This is a genomic window from Streptosporangium carneum (assembly GCF_027922005.1).
GTDB lineage: Bacteria > Actinomycetota > Actinomycetes > Streptosporangiales > Streptosporangiaceae > Streptosporangium > Streptosporangium carneum.
The window spans coordinates 142,695-166,415 of the sequence record NZ_BSEV01000008.1 but is presented as its reverse complement, the minus strand read 5'-3'; the positions used below and the strand labels follow the sequence as shown (position 1 = coordinate 166,415).

Here is a 23,721-nt window from a genome sequence, read left to right as displayed (position 1 = left end):
TTCCACGGGTGACCGGATGAGGAGATGTCCCAAGCCTGCCGGGCGCGGATGAGCATCCGATGAGCGCGCTAGCGTGACGTGGGACGACGCCGGGGAGAGGACGGTCGAGGGTGCGGGTCGCGTTCGGGGTGCTGGGGCCGGTGGCGGCCTGGGACGCCGCCGGGGACGCGATCGCCCTGAAGGGGCCGCGGCATCGCGCGGTGCTGGCCCGGCTGATCGTCGCCCGCGGCCGTGTCGTCCCGGTCACCCGCCTGGTCGAGGATCTGTGGACGGATCCGCCCTCCGACGCGGTGGGCGCGGTGCGCACCTTCGTGGCCGCGCTGCGCCGCGCGCTGGAACCGCAGAGGCCGCCCCGGGCTCCGGCTCGGCTGCTGGTCACCGAGGGGCCGGGGTACGCGCTGCGCGCCGAGCGGGACGCGGTGGACGCCTGGCGCTTCGAGCGGGTGACGGCCGCCGACGCGACGTCTTCTCCCGCCGAGGGGCTGGCGCGGCTTGAGGAGGCGCTGGGATGGTGGCGCGGGCCCGCCTACGCCGAGTTCGCCGACGAGCCCTGGGCCCACGCCGAGCGCTCGCGCCTGGCGGAGCTGCGGCTGCACGCCGTCGAGCGCCGGGCCGAGGCACGCCTGGCCCTGGGCCTGGCGGCCGAGGCCGTGCCGGATCTGGACGCGCACGTGGCCGAGCACCCCTGGCGTGAGGACGCCTGGCGGCTGCTGGCCCTCGCCCTGTACCGCACCGGCCGTCAGGGGGACGCCCTCGCGGTGCTGCGCCGGGCACGAGCACTCTTGGCGGAGCAGCTCGGGCTGGATCCGGGCCCGCGGCTACGCCGACTCGAGGCGGACGTCCTCGCCCACGCCCGCCACCTCGACCCCGCCTCGGGACCGGCGGGCGCGGCCCAGGTGTGGGCGCAGGCGGCCGCCGACTACGACCGCACCGTGGCGTCCGGCGCGCGGGCGCGGCTGGAGTCGACGGTGGGCCTGCTGCGCAATCTCGCGGTGACCGGAGGCGGCGGTCTGGAAGCGGCCCGCCGACACCGTGTGGCGGCCGTCGCGGCGGCCGAGGAGCTGGGCGACGCGGAACTGACCGCCCGCGTGATCGGCGCCTACGACGTCCCCGCGATCTGGACCCGTGTCGACGACCCGGAGCAGGCCGCGCGGGTGCTCGCGGCGGCCGAACGCACCCTGGCCGCTCTCCCGCCCGGCGGGCACGAGGCGGCGCGGGCGCGGCTGCTGGCCACGATCGCCCTGGAGTCGAGAGGCGACCGTTCGGAGCGCGGGCCCCAGGCCGCCCGGCGGGCGGAGCGGCTCGCCCGTGGCCTCGACGATCCCGCGCTGCTGGCGTTCACCCTCAACGGAGTGTTCATGCAGAGCTTCCACCGGGCGGGTCTGGCCCCGCGCCGGGACGAGACCGGCGCCGAGCTGATCGCCCTGTCCGCCCGGCACGGCCTGTTCGCCTTCGAGGTGCTCGGGCATCTCATCCGCCTCCAGGCCCGCAGCGCGCTCGCGGACTTCTCCGCGGCCGACCGCCACGCGGCGGCCGCGGAGCGCTTGGCCGAGCGCAACGAGCTGCCGCTGGTGGGGGTGTTCACCCAGTGGTACCGGGCGCTGCGGCTCGCCGCGACCGGCCAGGCGCCCGCGGCCGAGGTGGAGGCCGCCTACCGGGCGGCCGCCGCGCGGCTGGACGGCGTCGGCATGCCCGGACTGGAGCGCGGCCTGCTGCCGCTCGCGCTGCTGTGCCTGCGCGTGCGGCGGGCGCGGCCCCTCCAGGTCGTCCAGGTGGAGGAGCACACCGACTGGGGACCGTACGATCCCTGGGCCCGCCCCCTGGTGCTGCTGGCCCAGGACCGCCGCGGCGAGGCCGCGACGGCGCTGCGAGAGGTCCCGGATCCGCCCCGCGACCTGTTGTTCGAGGCTCTGTGGTGCCTTGCCGCGCACGCGGCCGTCGCCGTCGGCGACCAGGAGACGATGCGGCGCGCCCACGCCGAGCTCGCCCCCGCGGCGGCGGAACTGGCCGGGGCGGGCAGCGGCCTGCTCACCCTGGGGCCGGTCTCGGAACACCTGGAGGACCTCGCCGCCGCCCTCCGACGCCTTCGGTGAACGGGGCCGCCTCCGTCCGTCAGGCTCTCACGGCGCCGGACGTTCGCGCTCGGAACGGATGACGGAAATCGAAGACGGGTAAGAGGTTTCCCACCCGTGGGTCCGCCGATTTCACCGCCGGTGATGATCGGATTGAAACGGGCGCGAGGGTTCTGCCGGTTCTTGCCGAGCCGGTGCGCGTACGGGCACGCAGACGATCTTGCTTTGCGAAAGGAGCACGGCCGGAAAGTTCAGCGAGTGGAACAATCGTTTCATCTGTTGCTGCGGAGGTGCGTTGTTTAAAAAATCGACGTGTCCGCGCGGAACCGATCTGGCGCCGCACATCGCGCGAGGGACCGTCGCCGCCATCCTGGCGGGATTCGCCGCCGTGTACGTCCTGGCGATCAACAGCCGGCAGTCCGGGGCGCTCCAGCTTCTCGCCGCGGCGGTGGTCGCGGCGGCGATCTTCGGGATCCAGCTCGCCTACGTGTACCCCAACCTGAAACGGCGTCTGGGCGTGCGGCTGCTCGCCCTCCAGGCGGTCCTCGTCTACCTGGCGGTGATCCCGCTGGGAACGTCGGTGGGAATGCTCGGTTTCCTCGTGGGTTCGCTGCTGCTGAGCTCGGCGTGGCCGGTGGCGATGGTCGTCGTGGGGAGCGCCGTCCTCGTCGAGACGACCCGGGCGCCGGATCTGGCCGCCACGGTCAGCATCACCATCGGCACCGTCCTGACCGGTCTGGTGATCTACGGTCTCGCCCAGCTCGCCGACCGGGTCGAGGACCTGTCCGCGGCCAGGCTCGCGCTCGCCATGGCCGCGGTGGCCGAGGAACGGCTGCGCGTCGCCACCGAGCTGAACGAGAAGATCGGCGTCGGGCTGGACGCCGTCAACCGCCTCACGGTCGAGCCGCCGGACGAGGTGATCGACGAGGTGCTGGAGGTCGCCCGGCGTTCCCTCGCGGACGCGCGCGCCGCGGCGGTCGACTACCGCAGCATGTCCCTGTCCCCCGAGATCGCGCGGGCACGGGCGCTGCTGTCGACGGCCGGGGTCGAGGTGGAGGGGCGGACCCGCCACACCGAACCTCTCGGTCCGCCGGGCGTTCTGCTCGGGGCCGTGCTCAGGGAGGCGGTCACCGGGATCGTCGATCTCGGACAGGCGCGGCGGTGCGTCGTCGAGACCACCGAGGACAACGGCCTCGTGGGGCTTCGCGTCGTCAGCGACGGAGCCCTGGACGTCGGATGTCTCGACGGTCTGGTCGGCCAGTTCCAGGACGCGGGCGGGCGTCTCACCGCCGGTTCCGAGGCCGACGGCTGCTCCGTGGTGAAGGCGACCATTCCGGTGTGCTCGAAACCGGCCGCGTCGCTGCCCGGCTCGGCCTACAGCCTGTCGGTCACGCTCCTGGTGGTGGTGCTCGCCGGCTTCGCCGCCAAGGTCCTGCTCTACGTCCCGGTGCGGGCGCTGGCGGGAGCCGCCGCCTGCCTGGCCGTGATGGCCGTCCTGCAACTCCGCGGCACACGGGACCGGCCCCTGCTCTCCCTGTCCGTCCAGGCGGTCCTGAGCTTCCTGCCCATCCTCTGGTTCGGGCGGGGATGGCTGAACGTTCCCGGTTTCATGGTCGGCTCCCTCCTGCTGGTCCTTCCTCCGGCGCTGTCCTGGCCGCTCACCGTGCTCGCGATGGCGGGTGTGGCGACGGCGGGAGTGCTGCTCTCGCTGGGCGTGACCGTGGTCGTCAATCTGACGATCGGCGTGCTCGTGACCGGGCTCGTGGTCTCCGGCCTGGCCAGGCTCACCCGGTTGATCAAGGAGCTTCAGGCCACGAGGGAGGAGCCCGCGCGGACCGCGATCGCCCAGGAGCGGCTCCGGGTCGCCCGTGACCTGCACGATCTGCTCGGCCACAACCTCGCGGCCATCCTGCTCAAGTGCGAGCTGGTCCGCAGGCTGCTCGACCGGGATCCCGGCCGGGCGCGGGCGGAGCTCGCCGACATCGTCGTGATCTCCGAACGGGCGCGCGCCGACATGAGAGCCGTCTCCGGAGGCCACCTGGAGCTGTCACTCGAGGAGGAGGCGGCCTCCGCCAGGGCGATCCTCACCACGGCCGGGATCGAGGTCAGGATCGACCTGGACCACGGTCCGCCGCCGGCGTTCGACGACCCCGCGGTCAACACGGTGCTGAGCGCCGTCCTCAGGGAGGCCGTCACCAACGTGCTGCGGCACAGCAGCGCCCGGCGGTGCCGGATCGAGACCGGGTACGCGCAGGGGCTGTTCCGGCTCATCGTCGCCAACGACGGGCTCCCCCACGACGCCGTACGGTCTCCGGCGGGTTCCGGGCTCGGCAACCTCACCGCTCGGCTGGCCATCGTCGGGGGACGGCTCACCGCGGCCCCGGAGGAGGACGGCTGGTTCCGGCTGCGGGTCGTGCTGGACCTGGCCCGTCTCTCGCCGGACCTGACGAGAGACGGGGCATGACCCGTCCGGGGAGGCGGGGCTCGGGCAGGCCGTCAGATCCAGCCCGCGTCGCGGGCGATGCGGACCGCGTCCGTTCTGCTCCTCGCGTTCAGCTTGCCCACGATCGCGGTGAGGTGGTTGCGCACCGTGCCGGCCGACAGGAAGAGCCTGGTGGCGATCTCCGCGACGTCGGCGCCCTCGGCGGTCAGCCGCAGCACGTCGGTCTCGCGAGGGGTGAGGGGGTCGTCACCCAGGTTCCAGGCGGTGACGGCGAGGTTGGGATCGAGCACCCGCCTGCCCGCCGCGACGGCGCGGACCGCGGTGATCAGCTCGTCCACCGGCGCGGTCTTCAGCAGGAAACCGGTCACGTGCGCTCTCTGGGCGCGGCGCAGATGACCGGCTCGGCCCTGTCCGGTCAGCACCAGCGTGCGGCACCCCGGAACCCGCCGGCTCAGCTCGGCGGCGGCGTCGAGGCCGTCGATGTCGCCGGGCATGTCGATGTCGAGCACGGCGACGTCCGGACCGTGCCTGAGGGCGGCGGGCACGACCTCGTCACCGGAACCGACCTCGGCGACGACCGTGAGGTCGGACTCCAACTCCAGGAGAGCGACCAGCGCGCCTCGTACCACCCGCTGGTCCTCCGCGATCAAGATCCGGATCACACCCCTATGTCTATCAGGACACACCCATGACGACGTCATGAGTGATTGGTGATCGTATCCCTGGCCCGTGTGACCCCAGGGTCAGAAGACTGGTCTCCATGAACGATGTGGTGCGTTTGGACACGGTCAGCAATGTCTACGGCAGGGGACGGAACACGGTGTTCGCCCTGCGTGAGGTGTCGATCGGTACCCCTCGTGGCGGCTTCGCCGCCGTGACGGGTCCTTCGGGGCCGGGCAAGAGCACGTTCCTGCGCTACGCCGCGGCGCTCGTCTGCGTCTGCGGCCTCCTGGCCGTCGCCGGTCCGCGCGGCGCGGCCGAACCCGCCGGACACGCCGTGCCCCTCGTCCTGGCCGCCGGAGACCGGAAGGTCCCCGAGGCGGGTGACGGGGACAAGGCCGGGAGCGAGGCGGGACGGGCGCCCACCGCAGGAGGGGCGGCGGCCGACGCGAACGCCGGGCTGTCGGCGGGCTCCCAGGGGAGTGTCCGGATCACGGCCGTCCCTCGCGGGAGTGTCCGGATCACGACCGCCCCCCACGTCCACCGGGTGGCCGGCGTCACCGCCGAGGCTCCCGGCAGGCGGGTCTGAGCGGTCTTCCCCACCGCCGGGACCCCCTGAAACCGGCGTGTCAAATACGGGCCTATAAAACGGTCACAGGCCCTGTTCGGGGTCTGATCTCCCCATTTTTGTCGCAGCGGCCGGCGCTAGTGTGCTCACATCGCTCCTGCGCCCGTACCGGCTCTCCCCGCGAGTCGCCGGTCCGGCGCAGGAATACGTCCTCACCACCCCCCACACCAGCCCGAAGGACGTGAGACATCACATGCGACGTGAACTTCTCTCCAAAGCCCTGGCCGCAGCGGGAGCCCTGCTGCTTCCGCTGGGCACGACGGCGGTCACGCAGAACGCGAACGCCGCGACCGCCGTCCCGATCCGCGTCAACGCCGGCGGAACCGCCTTCGCCGGCGCCTCCTCTCCCGCTTCGGCGTCGTCACCGGCCTCCAGGACGTCGCCCGGCGTCATCGAGGTGTCCACGGCCGCGGCGCTCAAGTCGGCGCTCGGCGCGGCCGTCCCGGGCGACACGATCCATCTCGCCGACGGCACCTACAGGGGCAACTTCAAGGCCTACACGGCGGCGACGCCCGGCTCCCGCATCACACTCACCGGCTCCTCCAGGGCGGTCCTCACGACCGGCGGCGGTTACGGCCTGCACCTGGACGGCGCCTCGTACTGGACCGTCAGGGGCGTCACCGTCACCGGCGGGCAGAAGGGCATCATGGTCGACTCGGCGAAGGGCGTCGTCATCGACACGGTCACCGTCCACGACCTCGACATGGAGGGCGTCCACTTCCGCAGGTCCAGCACCGACGGCGTCATCAGGAACTCGACGATCTACGACACCGGGAACGACGGTCGAGGCATGGGCGAGGGCGTGTACGTCGGCACCGCCAACACGCTCTCCGACAACAGCGATCGCATCCAGATCATCGGCAACACCATCGGCCCGGACGTCGGCGGTGAGAACGTCGACATCAAGGAGGGCACCACGGGCGCGCAGATCATCGGCAACACCTTCGACGGCGGCGGGCTCACCGGCGCCAACTACGACGACTCCTGGGTCGACGTGAAGGGCAACGACGTCCTCGTCAGGGACAACAAGGGCAGGAACACCAGCAACAACGGTTACGAGACTCACACCCAGCAGCCCGGCTGGGGGTGCGGGACCGTCTTCCGCGACAACACCTCGGATCTGACGGGCGCGACCGGCGCGAGGCAACTGGCGATCAACGTCACCAACCACGGCCCGGGCTGCGAGACGACGGTCCACAGCGGCAACACGGTGACGGGAGGAAAGGGCCTCACGAACATCCAGGTGACGCCGTGACCGTTGTGGACGGGCGCGCCGCGGGACCGGACGGATGAGCGAGGCAGGTCACGGGGGCTCCCCTCCCTGACGGCGTCGATCCCGGTCGTCTCCGGCGGGAAGCGCGCGACCGCGGCGAAACGGGCGGCCCGTTTCGCCGCGGTTCGGTCGGCACGGACCCGGCCGAGGACGTCAGGTCCTGCGACCTCGGCTGTCTCGACATGGACCGGGTTCCCACGCCGGGGCGACGGGGTGAACGAATTCCGGCGACGCAATGAGTCCTTGTTTTCATCTGTGCGTTATTGGAAATTTATTTCCGTCTGATAAGATGCCGAAGGTAATATTTTTGTGCGATTAGCATCGTCATTCACACGGCCTGAAAGTTGCGAAAGGAAATCAGCCGATGAATGACGAAGAGCCCAGCCGGACCGCGCTCATGGCGGCGGCAGGCCGCGCGGCACACCTGCTGGTGGACCGCGAACCCTTCATCTTCGAGGACACCGTCGCGCACGCGCTGCTGGGGGACGGCGCCGAGGAGCTGATCGGCTACCACCGTGCCTACGGCGACCACCTCATCCTGTCGGGCGTCCGGGCGCAGGTCACCATCCGCAGCCACTACGCCGAACGCCGCCTGACGGAGCTGGCCGGACTGGGCGTGACCCAGTACGTGATCCTCGGCGCGGGACTGGACACCTTCGCCCACCGTTCCCCGCTGACCGGTCAGGTCGCCGTTTTCGAAGTCGACCATCCGGCCACCCAGCGCTGGAAGCGCGGCCTGCTGGCGGAGGCGGGGATCACCCCGCCGGAGGCGCTGGCCTTCGTCGGGGTCGACTTCGAGACCGACGCCCTCGTCGACCGGCTCGTCGCCTGCGGGTTCGACCCCGCCAAGCCCGCCCTGGTGAGCTGGCTGGGCGTCAGCATGTACCTGACCGACCAGGCCGTCGTCGCCACGCTCGCGGAGATCGGCCGTCTGGCCCCCGGCACCGAGCTGATCATGGAGTACGCGCTCTCGCCCGTTCTCCGTGACGAGAAGGGGGAGGCCTACGCCCAGATGGCCATGGCCGCGGCGGCCGAGCGGGGTGAGCCCTGGCTGAGTCTCTTCGCCCCCGAGGAGCTGTCGGCGAAGCTGGCGGACCACCACCTGGACGTGGCCGAGCACGTCCGGGAGCAGGAGGCGGTAGACCCCGCGCTCTGGCGGCGGCACGACGCGCTGCAGTGCGCCGACGCGTGCCGCCTGGTCCGCGCGGTGGTGAGGACGCGGCCATGACGGTGCGCCGCCGCGCGCGGCGGGCGGACGGAACCCCGCGCCGTCCGTGAACTCCGGCCGCCGGCGTCCCCGCGAGGAGGCGCAGGCGGCTGGTGGAGTTCCTGTTCGGCGGCGGCACGAGCGCGCTGACGCCGATGGCGAGGACGCCGAGGTGAGGGCGGGCACGGCCTCGGAGGCGGTCTGGGCGATCGTGCGGTTGAAGCGGCGCTAAGGTAGGCCGGGAAGACGGCGAGCGCATGACGTCAAGACGAACGGAACGTGACAAGAGCACTTTGCCCGTCCCCCGGCAGACGGCACCGCTCCTGCGCGCCGAGCGCCTCACCCGTACGGGAGACGTGATGACCAGCCCGAAGACCACCGTCGACGTGGTGGTCCTCACCATGAACGATCGGCCTGTCGCGTTCCCGCAGGCGATGGACTCCCTCCTCGCCCAGCAGGACGTCGACCTGCGTGTGGTCGTCGTGGGCAACGGGGTCGAACCCGACCATGTGCCCGCCGGCGTGCGCACCGTGACCCTGCCCGTCAACGAAGGCATTCCCCAGGGCCGCAACGTCGGCGCCGACGCGCTGTCCGGTCCGGGCTGCGGCGAGTTCGTGTTCTTCTTCGACAACGACGCCGTCCTGCCCGCTCCCGACATTCTCGCCAGGCTCGTCGCCGAAGCCCGCCGTCACCCCGAGGCCGCCTACATCCAACCCCGCATCGCCGACCCCGACACCGGCGTCACCCTGCGCCGTTGGGTCCCGCGCCTGCGCGCGGGCGACGCCACCCGGCCCGGCACCATCACCGTCATGGCCGAAGGCGTGATCCTCGTACGCCGCGCCGACTACGAGCGGGCCGGCGGCTGGCCCGGCCGCTTCTTCCTCTTCCACGAGGGCATCGACCTGAGCTGGAGGCTGTGGGACCTCGGACGCACCGGCTGGTACGCGCCCGACATCGTCATCCACCATCCGGCCACCGACCCCGCCCGGCACGCCACCTTCTACCGCCTCGTCGCCCGCAACCGCGTCTGGCTCGCCTACCGCCGCCTGCCCGCCCCCCTGGTCCCCGTGTACCTGGCGACCTGGACGCTGCTCAGCGTCGTTCGGATCCGGTCCCGTGCGAACCTCGCCGTCTGGGCCCGTGGACTGTGGGAGGGCATCAAGGGCGGACACGGACAGCGCCGGCCGATGTCCTGGACCACCGTGCTGCGGCTGACCCGCGCCGGTCGCCCCCCGATCGTCTGAGCGTGCCCGGCCGCGCTTCCTCATCGGATTCTCAGTTCGGCACCAGGGACGTCTCATGAGGTCGGCCGATTCTCGGTGGCGGATCCATCGAGAATCGACCGAAGGAGTGCCATGAACCGCACCAAGCGTCTTGCCGTCGTCGCCGGGATCGGCGCCGCCGTGGCCGGCGGACTGCTCGCCCCGGTGGTGGCCTGGGCCGACCCGACGCCCGCGCCGTCCGCGACCGCCTCCACCGGTCCCGACGCTCCGTCCGACGCCGGGCGGCGCGGGCCGCACGGCGGCGACCGCGGCCAGATGGCCGCCAAGCTCGCCGAACTGCTCGGCGTCGACGAGCAGAAGATCACCACGGCCCTGGAGGAGATCCGTACGGCCGGCGGCCGCCCGTCCGGAGACGGGCGGCGGGGCGACCAGGGGCAGCTGGCCCAGGCCCTGGCCGCCAAGCTCGGCGTCACCGCGGAGAAGGTCACCACGGCCCTGAACACGCTGCGGCAGCAGCGTGCGACCGAGGCCGAGTCCGCCCTGAGTGAGCGGCTCAAGGCGGCCGTCTCCGCGGGCACCCTCACCCAGGCCGAGGCCGACGCCGTCCTCAAGGCGCAGCGCGCGGGGCTGCTCGGCGGCGGGCCGCGAGGCGGCCACAGGGGTTTCGGCGGCACCGGCAACGGCGCGGAGCAGGGGACCGGTCAGTCCTCCTGACCTGTTTCTTCGGCCGGCGCGTGCTTGATGGTCGAAGCGCGCGCCGGCCGTCGGGGTGTTCACGCCGGTGACGCCGACCGAGGCGAGGACGTCCGGCTGGTCGCGGGCCGCCTGCTTTACTCCTGTTGTCGAGAACGGCGAAGGAGTCTTGTGAACGGGGTCGCCGTGGGCTCTTGCGGGCTCCTGAAGGCGAGATTACAATCCGAATCTATTAGGAAAGTTTCCTAATGGAAAAGGAGGTGTGGGGGCGTCATCCTGCTCCCTCACACTCAACGAGGCCGCTCCCTGTGCTCGTGTAAACGCGGCCTCATTCGTTCCACATGCCGGCCAAGCGGTGCCGACGTGATCTCGGTGCGGCAGGGCCCGGCGGATGTGCACCCCGGTCTGTGGCCGCTTTCGCTCGCGAGGGCAGCCGCAGGCCTGCCAGAGCTTTCACCCCCCAACCCCCGGAAGTGTGACGTGAGATTTCGTGTCCTCATCCTCGCGCTCTTAGCCGTCTTCGTGACGGGCGCGGGCGCCCCGGCGCTGGCCGAAGCCGGCGCGCGGCAGGCGAGCGTCCAAGCCGCCGCGGCCGCGTGGGCCCCCTACACCGCCTACACGGCGGGCACCGTGGTCACCCACAACGGCGTCAACTACCAGTGCCTGCAGAGCCACACCTCTCTGCCCGGCTGGGAGCCCGACCGGGTCCCGGCCCTGTGGAAGGTCAGCACGGGCGGCCCGACCGACCCCACGCCCCCCTCGACCCCGGGCAACCTGCGCGTCACCGGAACCACCTCCAGCAGCGTCTCGCTGGCCTGGGACGCCTCCACCGACAACGTCGGCGTGACCGGCTACGAGGTGTACCGCGGCACGACCCTGGTGACCACCGTCACCGGCACCAGCCACACCGACTCGGGTCTGGCCGCCTCGACGAGCTACACCTACACCGTGCGCGCCCGTGACGCCGCAGGCAACCGTTCGGAGCCCAGCGCGCCGGTCACCGGGACCACGCAGGGCGACAACGGCGCGCCCGGCCAGCCCGGCACGGCCTCGGCGACCACGACCAGCAGCAGCATCATCCTGACCTGGGGCGCTTCCAGCGGCACCGTGACCGGCTACCGCGTCTACGAGGGCGCCACGCAGCGGACGCAGGTCACCGGGACCAACGCCACCATCTCGAGTCTCGGCGCCTGCGAGACGCACACCTACACGATCAAGGCCTACAACTCCAACGGCGAGTCGGCGGGCCGCGACGTGAGCGCCACCACCACCGGCTGCCCCCAGTCGCCCAGGCTGCCCGGCGCCCCGTACCTGTACATGGGCTGGGGCAACCCGCCCAACCCCGGCACGGTGATGGACGCGACCGGCGTCAAGGCCTTCACGATGGCCTTCATCCTCGCCCAGAACGGCTGCAACCCGGCGTGGGACGGCCAGCGTCCGCTGACCGGCGGCTCCGACCAGACCGCGATCAACACGATCAAGTCCAAGGGCGGCAGCGTCGAGATCTCCTTCGGCGGCTGGAGCGGCAACAAGCTCGGCCCGAACTGCTCCACCCCTGAGGCCTTCGCCGGCGCCGTGCAGAAGGTCATCACCGCGCTCGGCCCGGCGGTGGTCGACTTCGACATCGAGAACACCGACGAGTTCGAGAACTACACCGTCCAGGACCGCATCCTCAACGGTCTGAAGATCGTCCGGCAGAACAACCCGAACGTGAAGATCGTCGTCACGATCCCGACGTTCAAGACGGCCCTGAGCGCCGCGGGTGTCCGGCTGGTCAACCGGGCCAAGGAACTGAACGTCCCGATCGACAACTACACGATCATGCCGTTCAACTTCAGCGGCACCGAGATGTACCAGGACACGGTCAACGCCTCCGAGGGGCTGAAGAGCTCGCTGAAGAGCGCGTTCGGCTGGAGCGACGCCGAGGCCTACGCTCACATGGGCATCTCCGGCATGAACGGTAAGTCCGACAACAACGAGACGACCACCCCGGCCCAGTGGACCAAGATCCGTGACTGGGCCATCGCCAAGGGGCTGACCAGGTTCTCCTTCTGGGCGGTCAACCGTGACCGGGTCAACGGCGGCGGCGTCCCGCAGGCCGAGTGGGAGTTCACCAAGATCACCGCGGGCTTCTGACAGCCGCGTAGGGGAACCGCGGACCTCTGACAGCCGCGGAGGAGAGGGGACGGGTCATCACCCGTCCCCTCTCGTCTTTTCCGGAGCGTCTTTTCGGGAGCGTCTTTTTCTGGACGTCTTTTCCGGAGGCGTCTTTTCGCGGGCGTCGCCTTTCCCGGGAGCGCCGCAGGAAGGCTCCCTCCTCCCGCTGTGCTCGCCGCCGTGGTGGTCGAGGGCGTGTTTCGATCTGAGGAGATGGGCAATGCCTGGGTAGGAGGCGACGGCCGGTCGAGTGGTTCACGGCCCACCCTGGCGGTCACGACGCGGACGGGGGTGACCGATGTCCTCCTCTCACGGTGTCGAGTCGATGCTGGTCGGGTTGCTGGAGGCCAGTCACCTGACGACGCTGGAGGAACTGCCTGCCCTGGTCGACGAGTACGCCGCCCGCGTGGGTCTGCACGGCGTGTCGATCTATCTGGCCGACCTGCAGCAGAACGTGCTGCGCCCGCTGGCCGGGCACGGGGAGAGACCCGGCGAGGAGTCGGCCGTGCTGCGCATCGACGGCACCCTGGCGGGACGGGCCTACCAGGAGGTGCGCACGCTGGCCAGGTCGGGTGCCGACGGTCAGGCGGAGCAGTGGTGGGTGCCGTTGCTGAACGGCACCGGCCGTCTGGGGGTGCTGCGCGTCCGTTCCGCGGAAAACGGTCAAGTCGCCCGGGGCAGCATGTGGCACCTGGCTTCGATGGTGGCGTTGCTGCTGGTCAGCGTGCGCGACTACAGCGACTCCTATGCCCGGCTGGTGCGCACCCAGCCGATGAACGTGGCCGCGGAGATGCAGTGGAACCTGACGCCGCCGCTGACCTTCGCCAACCACAGGGTGACCGTCAGCGCGGCCGTCGAGCCGGCCTACGAGGTCGGCGGGGACGCCTTCGACTACGCCATCGCCGGCGACGTGCTGCACCTGGCCGTCTTCGACGCGATGGGCCACGACACCTCCGCGGGGCTGACCGCCAACCTGGCGATGGCCGCCTGCCGCAACCACCGCCGCCAGGGCATGAGCCTGGTCGACAACAGCGAGGCGATCGAGCGGGTTCTGATCACCGAGTTCGGCAGGAGCACCCGCTTCGTCACCGCGATCATGGCCGACCTGGACATGACCACCGGCCGGCTCAGGTGGGTCAACCGCGGCCACCACCCGCCGGTGGTGATCCGCCACGGCCGCTGGGTCGCCCTCCTGCAGTGCCCGCCCGCCCATCCCATGGGGCTGAACCTGAGCCTGCCGGTCCACATGTGCCAGGAGCAGCTCGAACCCGGTGACCGGGTGCTGCTGTACACCGACGGCATCACCGAGGCGCGCCGCCCCGGCGCCCAGGAGTTCGGCCTGGAGCGCTTCGTCGACTTCGTCATCCGCCGCCACGCCGACGGTCTGCCCGTTCCCGAGACGCTGCGCCGGCTGATCCACGCCGTGATGGAGTATCACAACGGGCAGCTTCAGGACGACGCCACCGTCCTGATCGCCGAATGGCACAGCCCCGTCATCCGCCACCGGCTGGACCCGCGCTCCCTGCTGACCGGCGAAATCACGGCGGCGGAGAATCGACCATGACTCCACGAGACGGCGGGCGCCCGGGTGCACCGTCCCGCCCGCGCCGCGACGGGGTGAGCGTCGTTCCTCGCGGGGACGGAACGGCCTCGCGGGCCGTTCTCGCGCCGGGCCTCCTCCGGCACGGCCGGGGGTGTGCGTCGCCGGGCGACTGGGGCGTCCGTGCTCGGGGACCGTTCCGCGGCGGCGGGAGTTGTCAGGTCACGGAATGGTAGAGGAGGTGTTTCGCGTTACCTATGCCGTGAGCTGCGTTCATGGCAGAGCGTATGCCTATGGTTTCGATTTTTTGAGGGAATGCGTATGTTCGCGGTGCTCGTCACGATGATCTCAGGAGCACTCGTCTCGATCACACTGGTCCTCGCGGCGATGGCCGCTGGGCGGGCTCGGCGTCACTAGCGGACCGGCCCCACAGGGACGCGCCCTCGTGAAACTCGCGAAAGGCCACCCCGGCGGTCTCCGCGGTCGGCTTCGACCTCGGGGACGAACCGCACGCGGAACATCCTGGGCCACGACTTGCCGGTCAGCAGGAACTCATCGGTTCCGGGGACGGCCGCGATGCCGTTCAGGACGCTCGCCTTCCTGGCTTCCGCCGGGGTGAGCAGGCCGGCGGCGTCGACGCTGCCGGTCACCGCGCCGGTGCCGGTGTCGATCCGCACGATCCGGTCGGTCCAGTAGACGTTGGCGTAGACGGTGTCGGGGCCCACGCATTCGAGCTCGTTGAGCTGTGGGACGGCCTGGCCGTGCTCGGTCACGGTGAGCGTGCCGGTCGCGGCGAACGTGACGGGGTCGCGAAACGTGAGGCGGGCGGAACCGTCGCTCATCACCAGCCGGTCGCCCTGTCGCTGGTGGCACAGCCCCCAGCCTTCCCCGGTGTAGGCGACGCGGCGGCGTTCGGCGAGGGTGCGGCTGTCCCGTTCGACGGCGACGCCCTCGCGCCAGGTGATCTGCCACAGCGTCGGCCCCAGGACGGTGATCCCCTCCCCGAACAGCCGGGCCGACAGTCGCGCGCGGGCGGTGGGCGGCTTCCCCGCGGGCCCGGCCATGACCACCGACTCGCCGTACTCGCCGGTGCTCTCGTACAGCCTGCCGCCGGCCATCTCCAGTCCCTGGGTGACGGCGCGGGGATCGTGCGGCAGGCTCTGGAGGACCTTGACCCGCAGCCGCTCCACCGGCTGCCGCCCGCCCGTGCCCGACACGGCCGAGGCGTCCTCCGTCTCCACGCGGGCAGGACAGGCTCGGTGGCCGCCGAGCAGGACAAGCGCGACCGATCCGATGGCGACGGACATGACGCGGCACATCGTCTCTCCTCCATGACGTCGTCCGGGTGATCCAACGGGAGCCTTCCCCCGCGCGCCGCCCACCACCCGCGAACCGTCCCGCGTCCAGCCGAGGCCGCCGGGCGGCCTGCCGTGGGTTCCCGGGGGATCGGACGGAGACCCGAGAACCCTGAGAACGGGGTCAGACGCGCCGGTTCCGGTCTCCGCGCATGTGTTCGCAGGGGACAGGATCGGCGCTCGCCCGGGTGTGAGCACCTCCTGTCCGGCGGGACACCCGGTGCCAGAACGTCCGGTCCGTGTCGTGTCGGCCGCTCGCGCACCAGCGGAATCCGGGGGATCTCCGGCGGGTCAGGTCGAGCGCGCGTGCGCCGATTCCCCGTCCCCGCAGCTTCGGGTCGAGCGAGATCCTGGCGATGTATCCCAGCTCGCAGCTGTCGCAGACCTGGTAGGTAACGCGGCCGATCTCCCGTTCGCCCAGGAGGATGTCGATCCGCTGGACGTCGCAGGGCTGGTCGGTCGCCGGTGGCCGATGGACGAAGCGAACCTTCCTCCGCGCCCATCGGCGGCGTAACCAGTACCGCGGGGTGAGGCGCCGCAGCCTTCTGCGATATGCGGCTATATGCCGGTATGCGGTTGGTTTTCGGGCATTTTCGGCCTCAGCTCTCCGCGGGCACGGCTCTCCCGGACCCGCGGTGACGTCGTCGCCCGCCTGGCGGAGCATCTCCAGGGCCATCTCGGCCAGCCTGGCGGTTTCGAGCCAGCCGCGGGTGTTGCCGCCGCCCGCCTCCCGCTCCGCGAGGCGGGCTCTCGCCGCCGCGGCTATGGCGGAGATCCGCTCCGGATCCGCGCGGAACTCGTCGAGGACGAAGCGGGCGTAGGTTCTGAAGCGCTCGGAGGCCGGGCCGCCTGCCGCCTCGTCTCCGGTGGGAGCCGCGTCGACCGCGTAGGACCAGGCGAAGTGGAGGTCTTCGTCGAGCCGACCGTCCGACCCGTCCTCGCGCATCGGCGCCTCCTTCGGTGAGAGGTCCTGTGGCCAAGATCTCACCACGGGCGGCCGTGCGCCCAGGTCCAATCCGAAGGATTTTCATGAGTTATCCGGCGCGGGACACTCCGACGCGAAGCCTACGCCGGAGCGCCTCCGCCGGGACAGGCCCTGTCGCCGGTGCGCTGATCCGCGCGAGGTTCACTCCCAGGTGACCGGCAGGCTGCGCACGCCGTAGATCTGGACGGGGTCGCGCAGCGGCACCTCTTCGGCCGGTACGGCAAGCCGCAGCGACGGGAAGCGGGTCAGCAGTGCCGGGAAGGCGACGCGCATCTCGACACGGGCGAGTTGCTGGCCGAGGCACTGGTGGACGCCGTGGCCGAAGGCCAGGTGCCCGGCGGTCGAGCGGCGGATGTCCAGCACGTCGGGGTCGGAGAACTTGGCCGGGTCCCGGTTGGCGGCGTTGACCGCGATGATGACCGTGTCGCCGGCCCTGAGCGGTGCGCCGCCGAGCTCGACGTCCTCCAGCACGCCGCGCATGCCGGTGGTGGCGATGGAAAGGTGACGCAGCAGTTCCTCGACCGCGCCGTCGACCAGGCTCGGGTCGTCGCGCAGGGCTGCGAGCTGCGAGGGGTGCCGCAGCAGCGCGAAGGTCCCGAGCGCCAGCATGTTGGCCGTGGTGTCCAGGCCGGCGCTGAGCAGGAAGGCGGCCACGCCACCGAGCTCGTCTTCGGTCAGGTCGCTCGCGGTCAGGTCGCTGAGCAGGTCGTCGGTGGGGTCGGCGCGCTTGGCCCGGGCGAGGTCCCGCAGGTACTCGCCGAGCCGGGTGAAGGCCGCGAGCTGCGCTTCGGGGTCGTCGTCGTTGGAGACGGACTGGGTGAAGCCCGCGAAGTCCGCGCGCTCGTCGTACGGCACGCCGAGCAGCTCGCAGATCATCTGAGCCGGGACAGGATGGGCGAAGGCCTGAACCAGGTCGGTCGGCGGCCCCTGCCTCTCCATCTCGTCGAGCTGGGCCCGGGTGACCTCGGTGACCCGCTCGGTGAGCTGGTTCATCCTGCGGACGGTGAACTTGCCCGCCAGCATCTTGCGGATGCGGGTGTGCTCGGGCGCGTCCATGCCGGTCAGGTCGCCGAGCGGAGCGGGCGGCATGTGCGCGTCCATGAGCGGGTGGTACTGCGTCTCGTAGCGGGAGCTGAAGCGTGGGTCGGCGAAGATCTTGCGGACCAGCTCGTAGCCGGTGACCAGCCAGACGCCCGGTGCGCCCTCGGGCGCGGCCAGGCGCGCGATCGGCAGCTCACCGCGCAGCGCGGTGAGCTCCGGGGACGGGTCGAAGGGGCAGCCGGTGGGGCGGTCGAACGACGGCATGACCGGCTCATGTTCGCGATAGTACGCGTTCGTCATATTTTGAACGCTACGTTGCGTTCAAAACAATCGTCAATCGATGAATACGTGAAACTCCAGGTAGAAGCCGGAAAACTGATGCAATGACGATGGATCCAAATGCAATTTCGTGTTGCAATGGAATGAAGGCGAACGCAACAATGGCGCCATGCCAGGAGGAAGGTTGACCCAGCGGGACCGTCAGCGCATCGCGGTGGGGCTCGCGGACGGTCTCTCCTATGCCGAGATCGCCCGGCGGCTTGACCGGCCGACCTCGACGATCAGCCGGGAGATCCACCGCAACGGCGGCCCGGGCGGTTACCTGCCCGAGCAGGCGCACCAGGCGACGGAGCGGCGGGCACGGCGCGGCACGCCCGCTTCCCCGCTCGTGGCCGGAGAGCCGGGCGGCGCGGCGGGCGAGGTGGGCGACGAGGCCGTGACGATGGCCGTCAGGATGGGCCTGCCGAGGATGACGGCGCGCGTGCTCATCTGCCTGTTGCTGACCGACGACGGCAGACTCACCGCGGCCGAGCTGGTCCGCAGGCTCAGGGTCAGCCCGGCGTCGGTCTCCACGGCTGTCGGCTATCTGACGGACCAGGGGGTGATCAGACGCGAGCGCGATCCGCGGCGGCGGCGCGACATCTACGTGATGGACGACGACGCGTGGTACAGCTCGGCGGTGCACAGCTCACGGCGGACGCTGGAGGTGGCCGAGGTCACGAAGAGGGCGGCGGAGGACTTCGGGCTCGACACGCCGGTGGGGCGCCGGCTGTTCGCGGGCGGGGCCTTCCTGGAGCGGATCAGTCTGGACATGCTGGTCTCCGCCGAGCGCTGGCGCGATCTCCTGCTGTGACGGCGGGGTGTTCGCCAGGCGCTCGGCGACGGCCGTCTGCTGTGACGGCGGGGTGTTCGCCAGGCGCGCTCGGCGACGCCCGCCTGCCCGAAACCGGCGGCGAGGCCGTACGGCTCTCGACCGCCGGCTTTCACCGGTCCAGCAGGCCGGAGATCGTCTTCCGCAGGCGGGCGGCGCGTCCGGCCGGGGTCCTGGCCTTCAGCAGCGGCAGGACCAGCAGGTAGCGGCCGGACCTGCCGAGCGCCTCGAAGCGGGCGGCGGCCTCCGGGCGGGCCGCCAGCGCCTCGGCCAGATCGGGCGGGACGGCGGCGTCGCGCTGGGCGGCGTAGGCCGCCGCCCAGCGGCCGTCGGCCTGGGCGGCGGCGACCTCCGCCAGGCCGGGCGGCCGCATGCGCCCGGCGGCGGTCAACGCCTCCACCCGCTCGATGTTCACCTGCGACCAGGGGCTGCCCTTACGGCGGCGCGAGTACCGCTGCAGGAAGCTGCGCTCGTCGCAGGCCTTGCGGTGGCTGTCGATCCAGCCGTGGCACAGCGCGACCTCCAGCGCCTGCTCGATCGTGATCAGCGCCTCGGCCGACCCCTTCCTGGCGATCCGCAGCCAGACGCCGCCCTCGGTCCCATGATGCTCGGCCAGCCACGACTCCCACTGGGCCGCGTCCTCGAAGTGCATCATCGGCCCAGGATCTCCAGGTAGTGCCGGTTGTACATCACGCCGAGGACGTTCCCGAACGGGTCGACGACGGACGCGGTGACGAATCCGGGGCCGCGCTCGACCGGCTTGTCGTGCACCGTGGCGCCCATGGACAGCAGCCGCTCGAAGCAGGCCTCGACATCGTCCACGTGCCAGTAGACCACCGCGCCCCCGGCCCGGTCAGACCGGCTGTGGGCGGCGAAACGGCTGTCGACGAGGCCGAACTCGTGCTGGTAGTCGCCGACACGGAACTCGACGTACGCGGGCGTTCCCTCGATCGGCCGCACGAAGTACGGCTCGACGCCGAACAGTTCGGCGTACCAGTCCCGGGCGGCCGCGACGTCGTCGGCGAAGAAGTTGACGGTGGTGAGTCCCCGCAGCATCGGTGGTCCCTCTCTTCGGTCGGTGACAATGACCATCCTCCGCCCTAAAGTGCTCATCAATTGAGCACTTTTAGCGGGAAGCCGGGGACATGCGCGCTGATCGACTCGTTGCCGTTCTCCTCCTCATGCAGGCCCGTGGCCGGGTGACCGCCGCCGAGCTGGCCGACGAGCTCGAGGTGTCCGTCGCCACCGCCCGCCGCGACCTGGAGGCGCTGTCCGCCGCGGGCGTCCCGGTGTACCCGCAGCCCGGACGCGGCGGCGGCTGGTCGCTCGTCGGGGGCGCCCGCACCGACCTCAGCGGCCTGTCGGCGACCGAGGCGCAGGCGCTGTTCCTTCTCGTCGGCCCGGCCGCCGCCGTCTCGGGCGAGGCCAAGGCGGCGCTGCGCAAACTCGTCAGAGCGCTGCCGCGGACCTTCCGGGCCGACGCCGAGGCCGCCGCCGACGCCACCATGATCGACCCCACCCGGTGGGGCGAGCGCGACCGCCGCAGGCCCGAGATGGTCGACCTGCTGCAGACCGCCGTGGTCCGCCGCAGGAAGGTCCGGCTGACCTATGCCAACGCCTCCCGGGAGCGGACCGAACGGCTGGTCGACCCGTGGGGCCTGGTCGACAAGGACGACATCTGGTACCTGATCGCCGGGACCGAACGAGGACAGCGGACCTTCCGGGTCGACCGGATCGTCGAGGCCGAGCCGACCGACCGGCCCGCCGAGCGCCCGGACGACTTCACGCTCGCCGCCGCGTGGGAACAGGTCGTCGGCGAGGTGGAGCGGCGGCGTTCGCAGACCTGGGCGACCGTGCTCATCGCGGCCAGGTACGTGCCGGTGCTGCGCGACCAGTTCGGTCGGCACTGTCACACCGACGGCGAGCTCGACGACGGGCGAGTCCGGGTCCGCCTCGCCGCGCCCACCCCGTTGGACGTCGCCCGGAACCTCGCCGGCTGGGGGGCGATGGTGGAGGTGGTCGAACCGCGATCCGTCCAGGCCGAGCTGGCGCGGATCGGCGCCGAGCTCACCGGCCGCTACGCGGGCGGACACTGACACGGAGCTCGGCGGCGACATCCTCGACCTCGGCGGACCGCCGAGCGCGCGAGGTCTCCCTCACCCCGGGGCCTATGAGGCGACCACCAGGGCCTGGGGGGCGGCCTGCTTCATGCGGGTGCGCAGCCACAACAGCTGGGTGGCGGTCTCCCCTTCGCAGACTCCGACGACGCCGAGCAGGTCCTCGTCCCGTGCTCCCTGTGCGGCCTGTCCGATCAGCGTCCAGGAGATGTCGCACTCGGCGGCCATGAGATACAGGTCGTGCAGATCCCGCAGCAGCCCCAGCCCGCCGGTGCGGGTACCGGAGAACAGCGTGGCGTGCAGCCGCTCGGGCTCCTTCGGGGCCTCCTCGGAGTAGCGCCGGACGAACGGCGCCAGCTTCCGGGCGTGCTCGTCGCACTGCCCGGCCAGCCGTTCACAGAGGTGATGGACGTCGGGCTCGTCGAGGTGGCCCCGCCCGACCTCGCGGAAGGCCTTCGCCAACTCGTTCTGCGAACGGTGCAGCAACCCCAGATAGTGGGCCAGGTGCATGGTCACGCCTCCTCGACGTGCTGCCGGGCTCGCGCGGCGGGCCCGCCCGCCGTCGCCGGGACCTGTGGGTCGGCGGGGGCGGCGGCGCCGGTGGTGGGGGCGGCCGACGGCACGCCGTCTCCGCCGGCCACCCTGGTCACCCGGACCGCGGCGACCTTGAAGATCGGCTGTTTGGACACCGGGTCCCAGCTGGTGATCGTCAGCTCGTTGGCGGCGCGGGGAGCCTCGCCGGTCCGCGGGCCGCTGTCGTCGTGGTCCCAGTAGCCGTAGTGGAACGGCACGAACACCACCCCGGGGCGGGTTCCGCACACCCGGGCCCTGGCCTCGAGCGTCCCCCGGGGAGATTCGAGGCGCAGCAGGTCTCCCTCGGCGACGCCCAGCGCGGCGGCGTCGCCGGGAGCGATCTCCACCCAGGACTCGGGGGCGGCGTCGTTCAGCTGGGGGGCGCGGGCGGTCTTGGTGCGGGTGTGGAAGTGGTACACGGTCCGGCCGGTGGTCAGCAGCATCGGGTGGTCCTCGCTGGTCACCTCGGGCGAGGGCTGGTACGCCGCGGCCTTCAGGAAGGCACGTCCCCCCGGGTTCAGGGCACGGTGGTGCTCCGCGTCGTAGGCGGCGCCGGTGACCAGGTCGTGCCCGTAGTCCTCGCAGAAGTCGGGGTCGGTGTTGAACCGTCCGTCGGTGTACAACCGCTCGGTACCGCGCGGCGCGGCGGGGGTGCACGGCCACTGGACGCCGCCGGCGCCGCGCAGGAGCCCGTAGGTGACGCCGGTGTAGTCGCACGGCCGCCCGGCCGAGCAGGCCTTCCACGCCTCGAACGCCGACTCCGGGTCGTGCCACGCGACCAGCGGCGCGCCGTCCTTGTCGCGGAAGTCCATCCGGCGGGCGTAGTCGAGGAAGATGTCCAGGTCGGCGCGGGCCTGGCCGGGTGGCTCGACCGCCTTGTCCGCCAGATGCACGGTGCGGTCGACGCTGGTGAACGTGCCCTGCTTCTCACCCCAGGTGGCCGCCGGCAACACCACGTCGGCCAGCATCGCGGTCTCGGTCAGGAAGACGTCCTGCACGACGAGGAACAGGTCCTCCTTGGCGAGGATCCGGCGGACGCGCGCGAGGTCGGGCAGCGAGACGGCGGGGTTGCTCGCCGAGACCCACAGCAGCTTGATCGAGCCCTGCTCGGCGTAACGGAAGATCTGCATGGCGTGCGTCGGAGGAGCCCAGTGCGGGATGATCGAGGGCTCGACGTTCCACAGCTCGGCGAGCTCGCGGATGTGCTCGGGGTTGTTCCAGTTGCGCATCCCGGGCAGGTCGCCGTCGGCCCCGGTCTCACGGGTGTTCTGCGCGGTGGGCTGGCCGTTCATCTGGTACAGCCCGGCTCCGGGACGGCCCAGCATGCCGCGCAGCAGGTGGATGTTGTTGACCTGGCAGGCGGCGGCGGTGGCCTGGTTGGACTGGTAGAAGCCCTGCAGCACGGTCGACAGCAGCCGCTCGCTGGACCCCAGGATGTCCGCGGCGTGCTCGACGGAACGCAGCGGCACGTCGCAGATCTCCGCCGCCCGCTCCGGCGGGCAGTCCTGTACGACCCCGCACAGCTCGTCGAAGCCGATCGTGTGCGCCCTGACATACTCCTCGTCGTACCAGCCCCTGTCGATCAGCCGGTGGATCAGGGCGTTCATCAGCGCCATGTTCGTGCCGGGCCGGACGGCCAGGTGCACGTCGGCCTCGCGCGCCACCGGGGTGTCGCGAGGGTCGACGGCGATCATCGCGGGAGGCCGGGGGCCGCGGCGGCGGTCCAGCATCCGCATCCACAGCACCGTCTGCGTCTCGGCGACGTTGTGGCCCCACAGCGCGATCGCGTCGCAGTGGTCGACGTCGGTGTAGGAGCCGGGCTGGCCGTCGGTGCCGAAGCTCTCCTTCAGCGCCGCGGCGGCGGTGGCCGTGCACAGGCGGGTGTTGCCGTCCATGTGCGGGGTGCCGATGCCCGCCTTGCCGATCACGCCGAGGGTGTAGTACTCCTCGAGGAACAGCTGGCCGCTGGTGTAGAAGCCGAAGTGGCCCCAGCCGCCCGGCCCGTCGAGCAGCTCCTTGGAGCGGGCCACGATCCGGCCCATCGCGGTGTCCCAGTTGGTCTCGACCAGCCGGCCGCCCTCACGCACCAGGGGACGCCTGAGCCGTTCGGGGCTGTGGTTGGCCTGCCAGCCGTACAGGTCCTTGGGGTCCAGCCGCCCGCGGTTGACCCTGTCACCGGCTCGGCCGCGCACCCCCACGATCCGGCCTCCGGCGACGGCGATGTCCATCGCGTCGCCGTTGGAGTGCAGGATCGAGGCCGCCTGCACCCACGCCTCGACGTCGGACTCCTCGAAACCGTCGTCGAGGAACATGTCCACGCGCACCGGCCAGGAGCCGTGTCGGCCCGGCTCCTCGCCGGGCACGGCGTGCGTGCTCTCGGCGGGCGACACGGCCTCCGCCGGGACAGGAGGGCCGTACGGCGTGCGCCGCCCCCAGAGGTCGGCGATTCGGTCAACCATCCTGGCGACTCCTTCCGGGAGAAGACGGTGGGGGACCTCAGGCGCCCTACCCTGCCCGGCTCCCGCCACACGAGGCGGCTCCACTCGCCCGGCTCCCGGGGCGTCCCGGCTGGGAGGCGGACTCGGTCAGGAGGGGGGCAGTCAT

19 protein-coding genes are annotated in these 23,721 nt (G+C 71.5%); 11 read left to right on the top strand and 8 right to left on the bottom strand.

Annotation, left to right across the window (positions count from 1 at the left end):
* The first annotated feature begins 110 nt into the window (after nucleotides 1-110).
* Nucleotides 111-2,093 (top strand): AfsR/SARP family transcriptional regulator, encoded by a 1,983-nt coding sequence (locus tag PKF00_RS19390; protein WP_271218971.1) that lies wholly within the window; start codon nucleotides 111-113, stop codon nucleotides 2,091-2,093.
* A gap of 274 nt (nucleotides 2,094-2,367) precedes the next feature.
* Nucleotides 2,368-4,536, top strand: a complete 2,169-nt coding sequence (locus PKF00_RS19385; protein WP_271218970.1) for a sensor histidine kinase — start codon at nucleotides 2,368-2,370, stop codon at nucleotides 4,534-4,536.
* Nucleotides 4,537-4,568: 32 nt separating this feature from the next.
* Here PKF00_RS19385 and PKF00_RS19380 read toward each other — a convergent pair whose 3' ends face one another.
* Complete coding sequence (locus tag PKF00_RS19380; protein ID WP_271218969.1) at nucleotides 4,569-5,177, bottom strand: response regulator transcription factor; 609 nt, start codon at nucleotides 5,175-5,177, stop codon at nucleotides 4,569-4,571.
* Between the two features lie 98 nt (nucleotides 5,178-5,275).
* Between PKF00_RS19380 and PKF00_RS19375 the strand changes: the two genes are divergently transcribed.
* The 7 genes from PKF00_RS19375 (at nucleotide 5,276) to PKF00_RS19345 (ending at nucleotide 13,920) form a co-directional block, all read left to right on the top strand.
* On the top strand, nucleotides 5,276-5,764 hold the full coding sequence (locus PKF00_RS19375) for an FtsE family protein (protein WP_271218968.1): 489 nt from the start codon (nucleotides 5,276-5,278) through the stop codon (nucleotides 5,762-5,764).
* A gap of 232 nt (nucleotides 5,765-5,996) precedes the next feature.
* Nucleotides 5,997-7,058 (top strand): right-handed parallel beta-helix repeat-containing protein, encoded by a 1,062-nt coding sequence (locus PKF00_RS19370; protein ID WP_271218967.1) that lies wholly within the window; start codon nucleotides 5,997-5,999, stop codon nucleotides 7,056-7,058.
* 382 nt (nucleotides 7,059-7,440) lie between these two features.
* Nucleotides 7,441-8,304 carry a class I SAM-dependent methyltransferase gene (locus PKF00_RS19365; RefSeq protein WP_271218966.1) on the top strand — a complete coding sequence of 288 codons (864 nt, stop codon included), beginning with the start codon at nucleotides 7,441-7,443 and terminating at the stop codon, nucleotides 8,302-8,304.
* 338 nt (nucleotides 8,305-8,642) lie between these two features.
* Entirely contained in the window at nucleotides 8,643-9,527 is an 885-nt protein-coding gene (locus PKF00_RS19360; protein ID WP_271218965.1) for a glycosyltransferase family 2 protein, read from the top strand.
* Between the two features lie 111 nt (nucleotides 9,528-9,638).
* Nucleotides 9,639-10,220, top strand: a complete 582-nt coding sequence (locus PKF00_RS19355) for a hypothetical protein (RefSeq protein WP_271218964.1) — start codon at nucleotides 9,639-9,641, stop codon at nucleotides 10,218-10,220.
* A gap of 459 nt (nucleotides 10,221-10,679) precedes the next feature.
* A complete protein-coding gene (locus tag PKF00_RS19350; RefSeq protein WP_271218963.1) occupies nucleotides 10,680-12,335 on the top strand; it encodes a fibronectin type III domain-containing protein in 1,656 nt (551 codons plus the stop codon).
* A 319-nt stretch (nucleotides 12,336-12,654) separates the two neighbouring features.
* Entirely contained in the window at nucleotides 12,655-13,920 is a 1,266-nt protein-coding gene (locus tag PKF00_RS19345; RefSeq protein ID WP_271218962.1) for a PP2C family protein-serine/threonine phosphatase, read from the top strand.
* Nucleotides 13,921-14,309: 389 nt separating this feature from the next.
* Here PKF00_RS19345 and PKF00_RS19340 read toward each other — a convergent pair whose 3' ends face one another.
* The 3 genes from PKF00_RS19340 to PKF00_RS19330 all read right to left on the bottom strand — a co-directional run bounded on the left by PKF00_RS19340 (nucleotide 14,310) and on the right by PKF00_RS19330 (nucleotide 17,577).
* On the bottom strand, nucleotides 14,310-15,215 hold the full coding sequence (locus tag PKF00_RS19340; protein WP_271218961.1) for a glutaminyl-peptide cyclotransferase: 906 nt from the start codon (nucleotides 15,213-15,215) through the stop codon (nucleotides 14,310-14,312).
* 160 nt (nucleotides 15,216-15,375) lie between these two features.
* Entirely contained in the window at nucleotides 15,376-16,197 is an 822-nt protein-coding gene (locus PKF00_RS19335) for a hypothetical protein (protein ID WP_271218960.1), read from the bottom strand.
* 180 nt (nucleotides 16,198-16,377) lie between these two features.
* Nucleotides 16,378-17,577, bottom strand: coding sequence for a cytochrome P450 (locus tag PKF00_RS19330; protein ID WP_271218959.1), 1,200 nt, complete (start codon nucleotides 17,575-17,577; stop codon nucleotides 16,378-16,380).
* Nucleotides 17,578-17,740: 163 nt separating this feature from the next.
* On the opposite strand from PKF00_RS19330, the gene PKF00_RS19325 reads away from it, so the two are divergent.
* The gene (locus tag PKF00_RS19325; protein WP_271218958.1) at nucleotides 17,741-18,409 is read left to right on the top strand and encodes a GbsR/MarR family transcriptional regulator; all 669 of its coding nucleotides are present in this window, start codon (nucleotides 17,741-17,743) and stop codon (nucleotides 18,407-18,409) included.
* A gap of 130 nt (nucleotides 18,410-18,539) precedes the next feature.
* On the opposite strand, the gene PKF00_RS19320 is transcribed toward PKF00_RS19325, so the two are convergent.
* Together PKF00_RS19320 and PKF00_RS19315 are read right to left on the bottom strand one after the other, a co-directional pair.
* Nucleotides 18,540-19,082, bottom strand: coding sequence for a YdeI/OmpD-associated family protein (locus PKF00_RS19320; protein WP_271218957.1), 543 nt, complete (start codon nucleotides 19,080-19,082; stop codon nucleotides 18,540-18,542).
* Complete coding sequence (locus PKF00_RS19315; protein ID WP_271218956.1) at nucleotides 19,079-19,483, bottom strand: VOC family protein; 405 nt, start codon at nucleotides 19,481-19,483, stop codon at nucleotides 19,079-19,081. Before PKF00_RS19315 ends, PKF00_RS19320 begins: the two co-directional genes overlap by 4 nt.
* Before the next feature lie 89 nt (nucleotides 19,484-19,572).
* On the opposite strand from PKF00_RS19315, the gene PKF00_RS19310 reads away from it, so the two are divergent.
* Complete coding sequence (locus PKF00_RS19310; protein WP_271218955.1) at nucleotides 19,573-20,523, top strand: helix-turn-helix transcriptional regulator; 951 nt, start codon at nucleotides 19,573-19,575, stop codon at nucleotides 20,521-20,523.
* Between the two features lie 72 nt (nucleotides 20,524-20,595).
* Here the strand turns inward: PKF00_RS19310 and PKF00_RS19305 are convergent, their stop codons facing one another.
* Together PKF00_RS19305 and PKF00_RS19300 are read right to left on the bottom strand one after the other, a co-directional pair.
* Nucleotides 20,596-21,060, bottom strand: coding sequence for a hypothetical protein (locus PKF00_RS19305; RefSeq protein ID WP_271218954.1), 465 nt, complete (start codon nucleotides 21,058-21,060; stop codon nucleotides 20,596-20,598).
* Complete coding sequence (locus PKF00_RS19300; protein ID WP_271218953.1) at nucleotides 21,057-23,576, bottom strand: molybdopterin oxidoreductase family protein; 2,520 nt, start codon at nucleotides 23,574-23,576, stop codon at nucleotides 21,057-21,059. Before PKF00_RS19300 ends, PKF00_RS19305 begins: the two co-directional genes overlap by 4 nt.
* Between the last annotated feature and the right edge of the window lie 145 nt (nucleotides 23,577-23,721).

Coding starts and splice junctions, on each gene's coding strand:
- PKF00_RS19335 (WP_271218960.1), bottom strand. CDS start 16,197: ATGCGCGAGGACGGGTCGGACGGTCGGCTCGACGAAGACCTCCACTTC.
- PKF00_RS19300 (WP_271218953.1), bottom strand. CDS start 23,576: ATGGTTGACCGAATCGCCGACCTCTGGGGGCGGCGCACGCCGTACGGC.
- PKF00_RS19360 (WP_271218965.1), top strand. CDS start 8,643: ATGACCAGCCCGAAGACCACCGTCGACGTGGTGGTCCTCACCATGAAC.
- PKF00_RS19365 (WP_271218966.1), top strand. CDS start 7,441: ATGAATGACGAAGAGCCCAGCCGGACCGCGCTCATGGCGGCGGCAGGC.
- PKF00_RS19345 (WP_271218962.1), top strand. CDS start 12,655: ATGTCCTCCTCTCACGGTGTCGAGTCGATGCTGGTCGGGTTGCTGGAG.
- PKF00_RS19310 (WP_271218955.1), top strand. CDS start 19,573: ATGCGCGCTGATCGACTCGTTGCCGTTCTCCTCCTCATGCAGGCCCGT.
- PKF00_RS19320 (WP_271218957.1), bottom strand. CDS start 19,082: ATGATGCACTTCGAGGACGCGGCCCAGTGGGAGTCGTGGCTGGCCGAG.
- PKF00_RS19330 (WP_271218959.1), bottom strand. CDS start 17,577: ATGACGAACGCGTACTATCGCGAACATGAGCCGGTCATGCCGTCGTTC.
- PKF00_RS19375 (WP_271218968.1), top strand. CDS start 5,276: ATGAACGATGTGGTGCGTTTGGACACGGTCAGCAATGTCTACGGCAGG.
- PKF00_RS19315 (WP_271218956.1), bottom strand. CDS start 19,483: ATGCTGCGGGGACTCACCACCGTCAACTTCTTCGCCGACGACGTCGCG.
- PKF00_RS19370 (WP_271218967.1), top strand. CDS start 5,997: ATGCGACGTGAACTTCTCTCCAAAGCCCTGGCCGCAGCGGGAGCCCTG.
- PKF00_RS19340 (WP_271218961.1), bottom strand. CDS start 15,215: ATGTGCCGCGTCATGTCCGTCGCCATCGGATCGGTCGCGCTTGTCCTG.
- PKF00_RS19355 (WP_271218964.1), top strand. CDS start 9,639: ATGAACCGCACCAAGCGTCTTGCCGTCGTCGCCGGGATCGGCGCCGCC.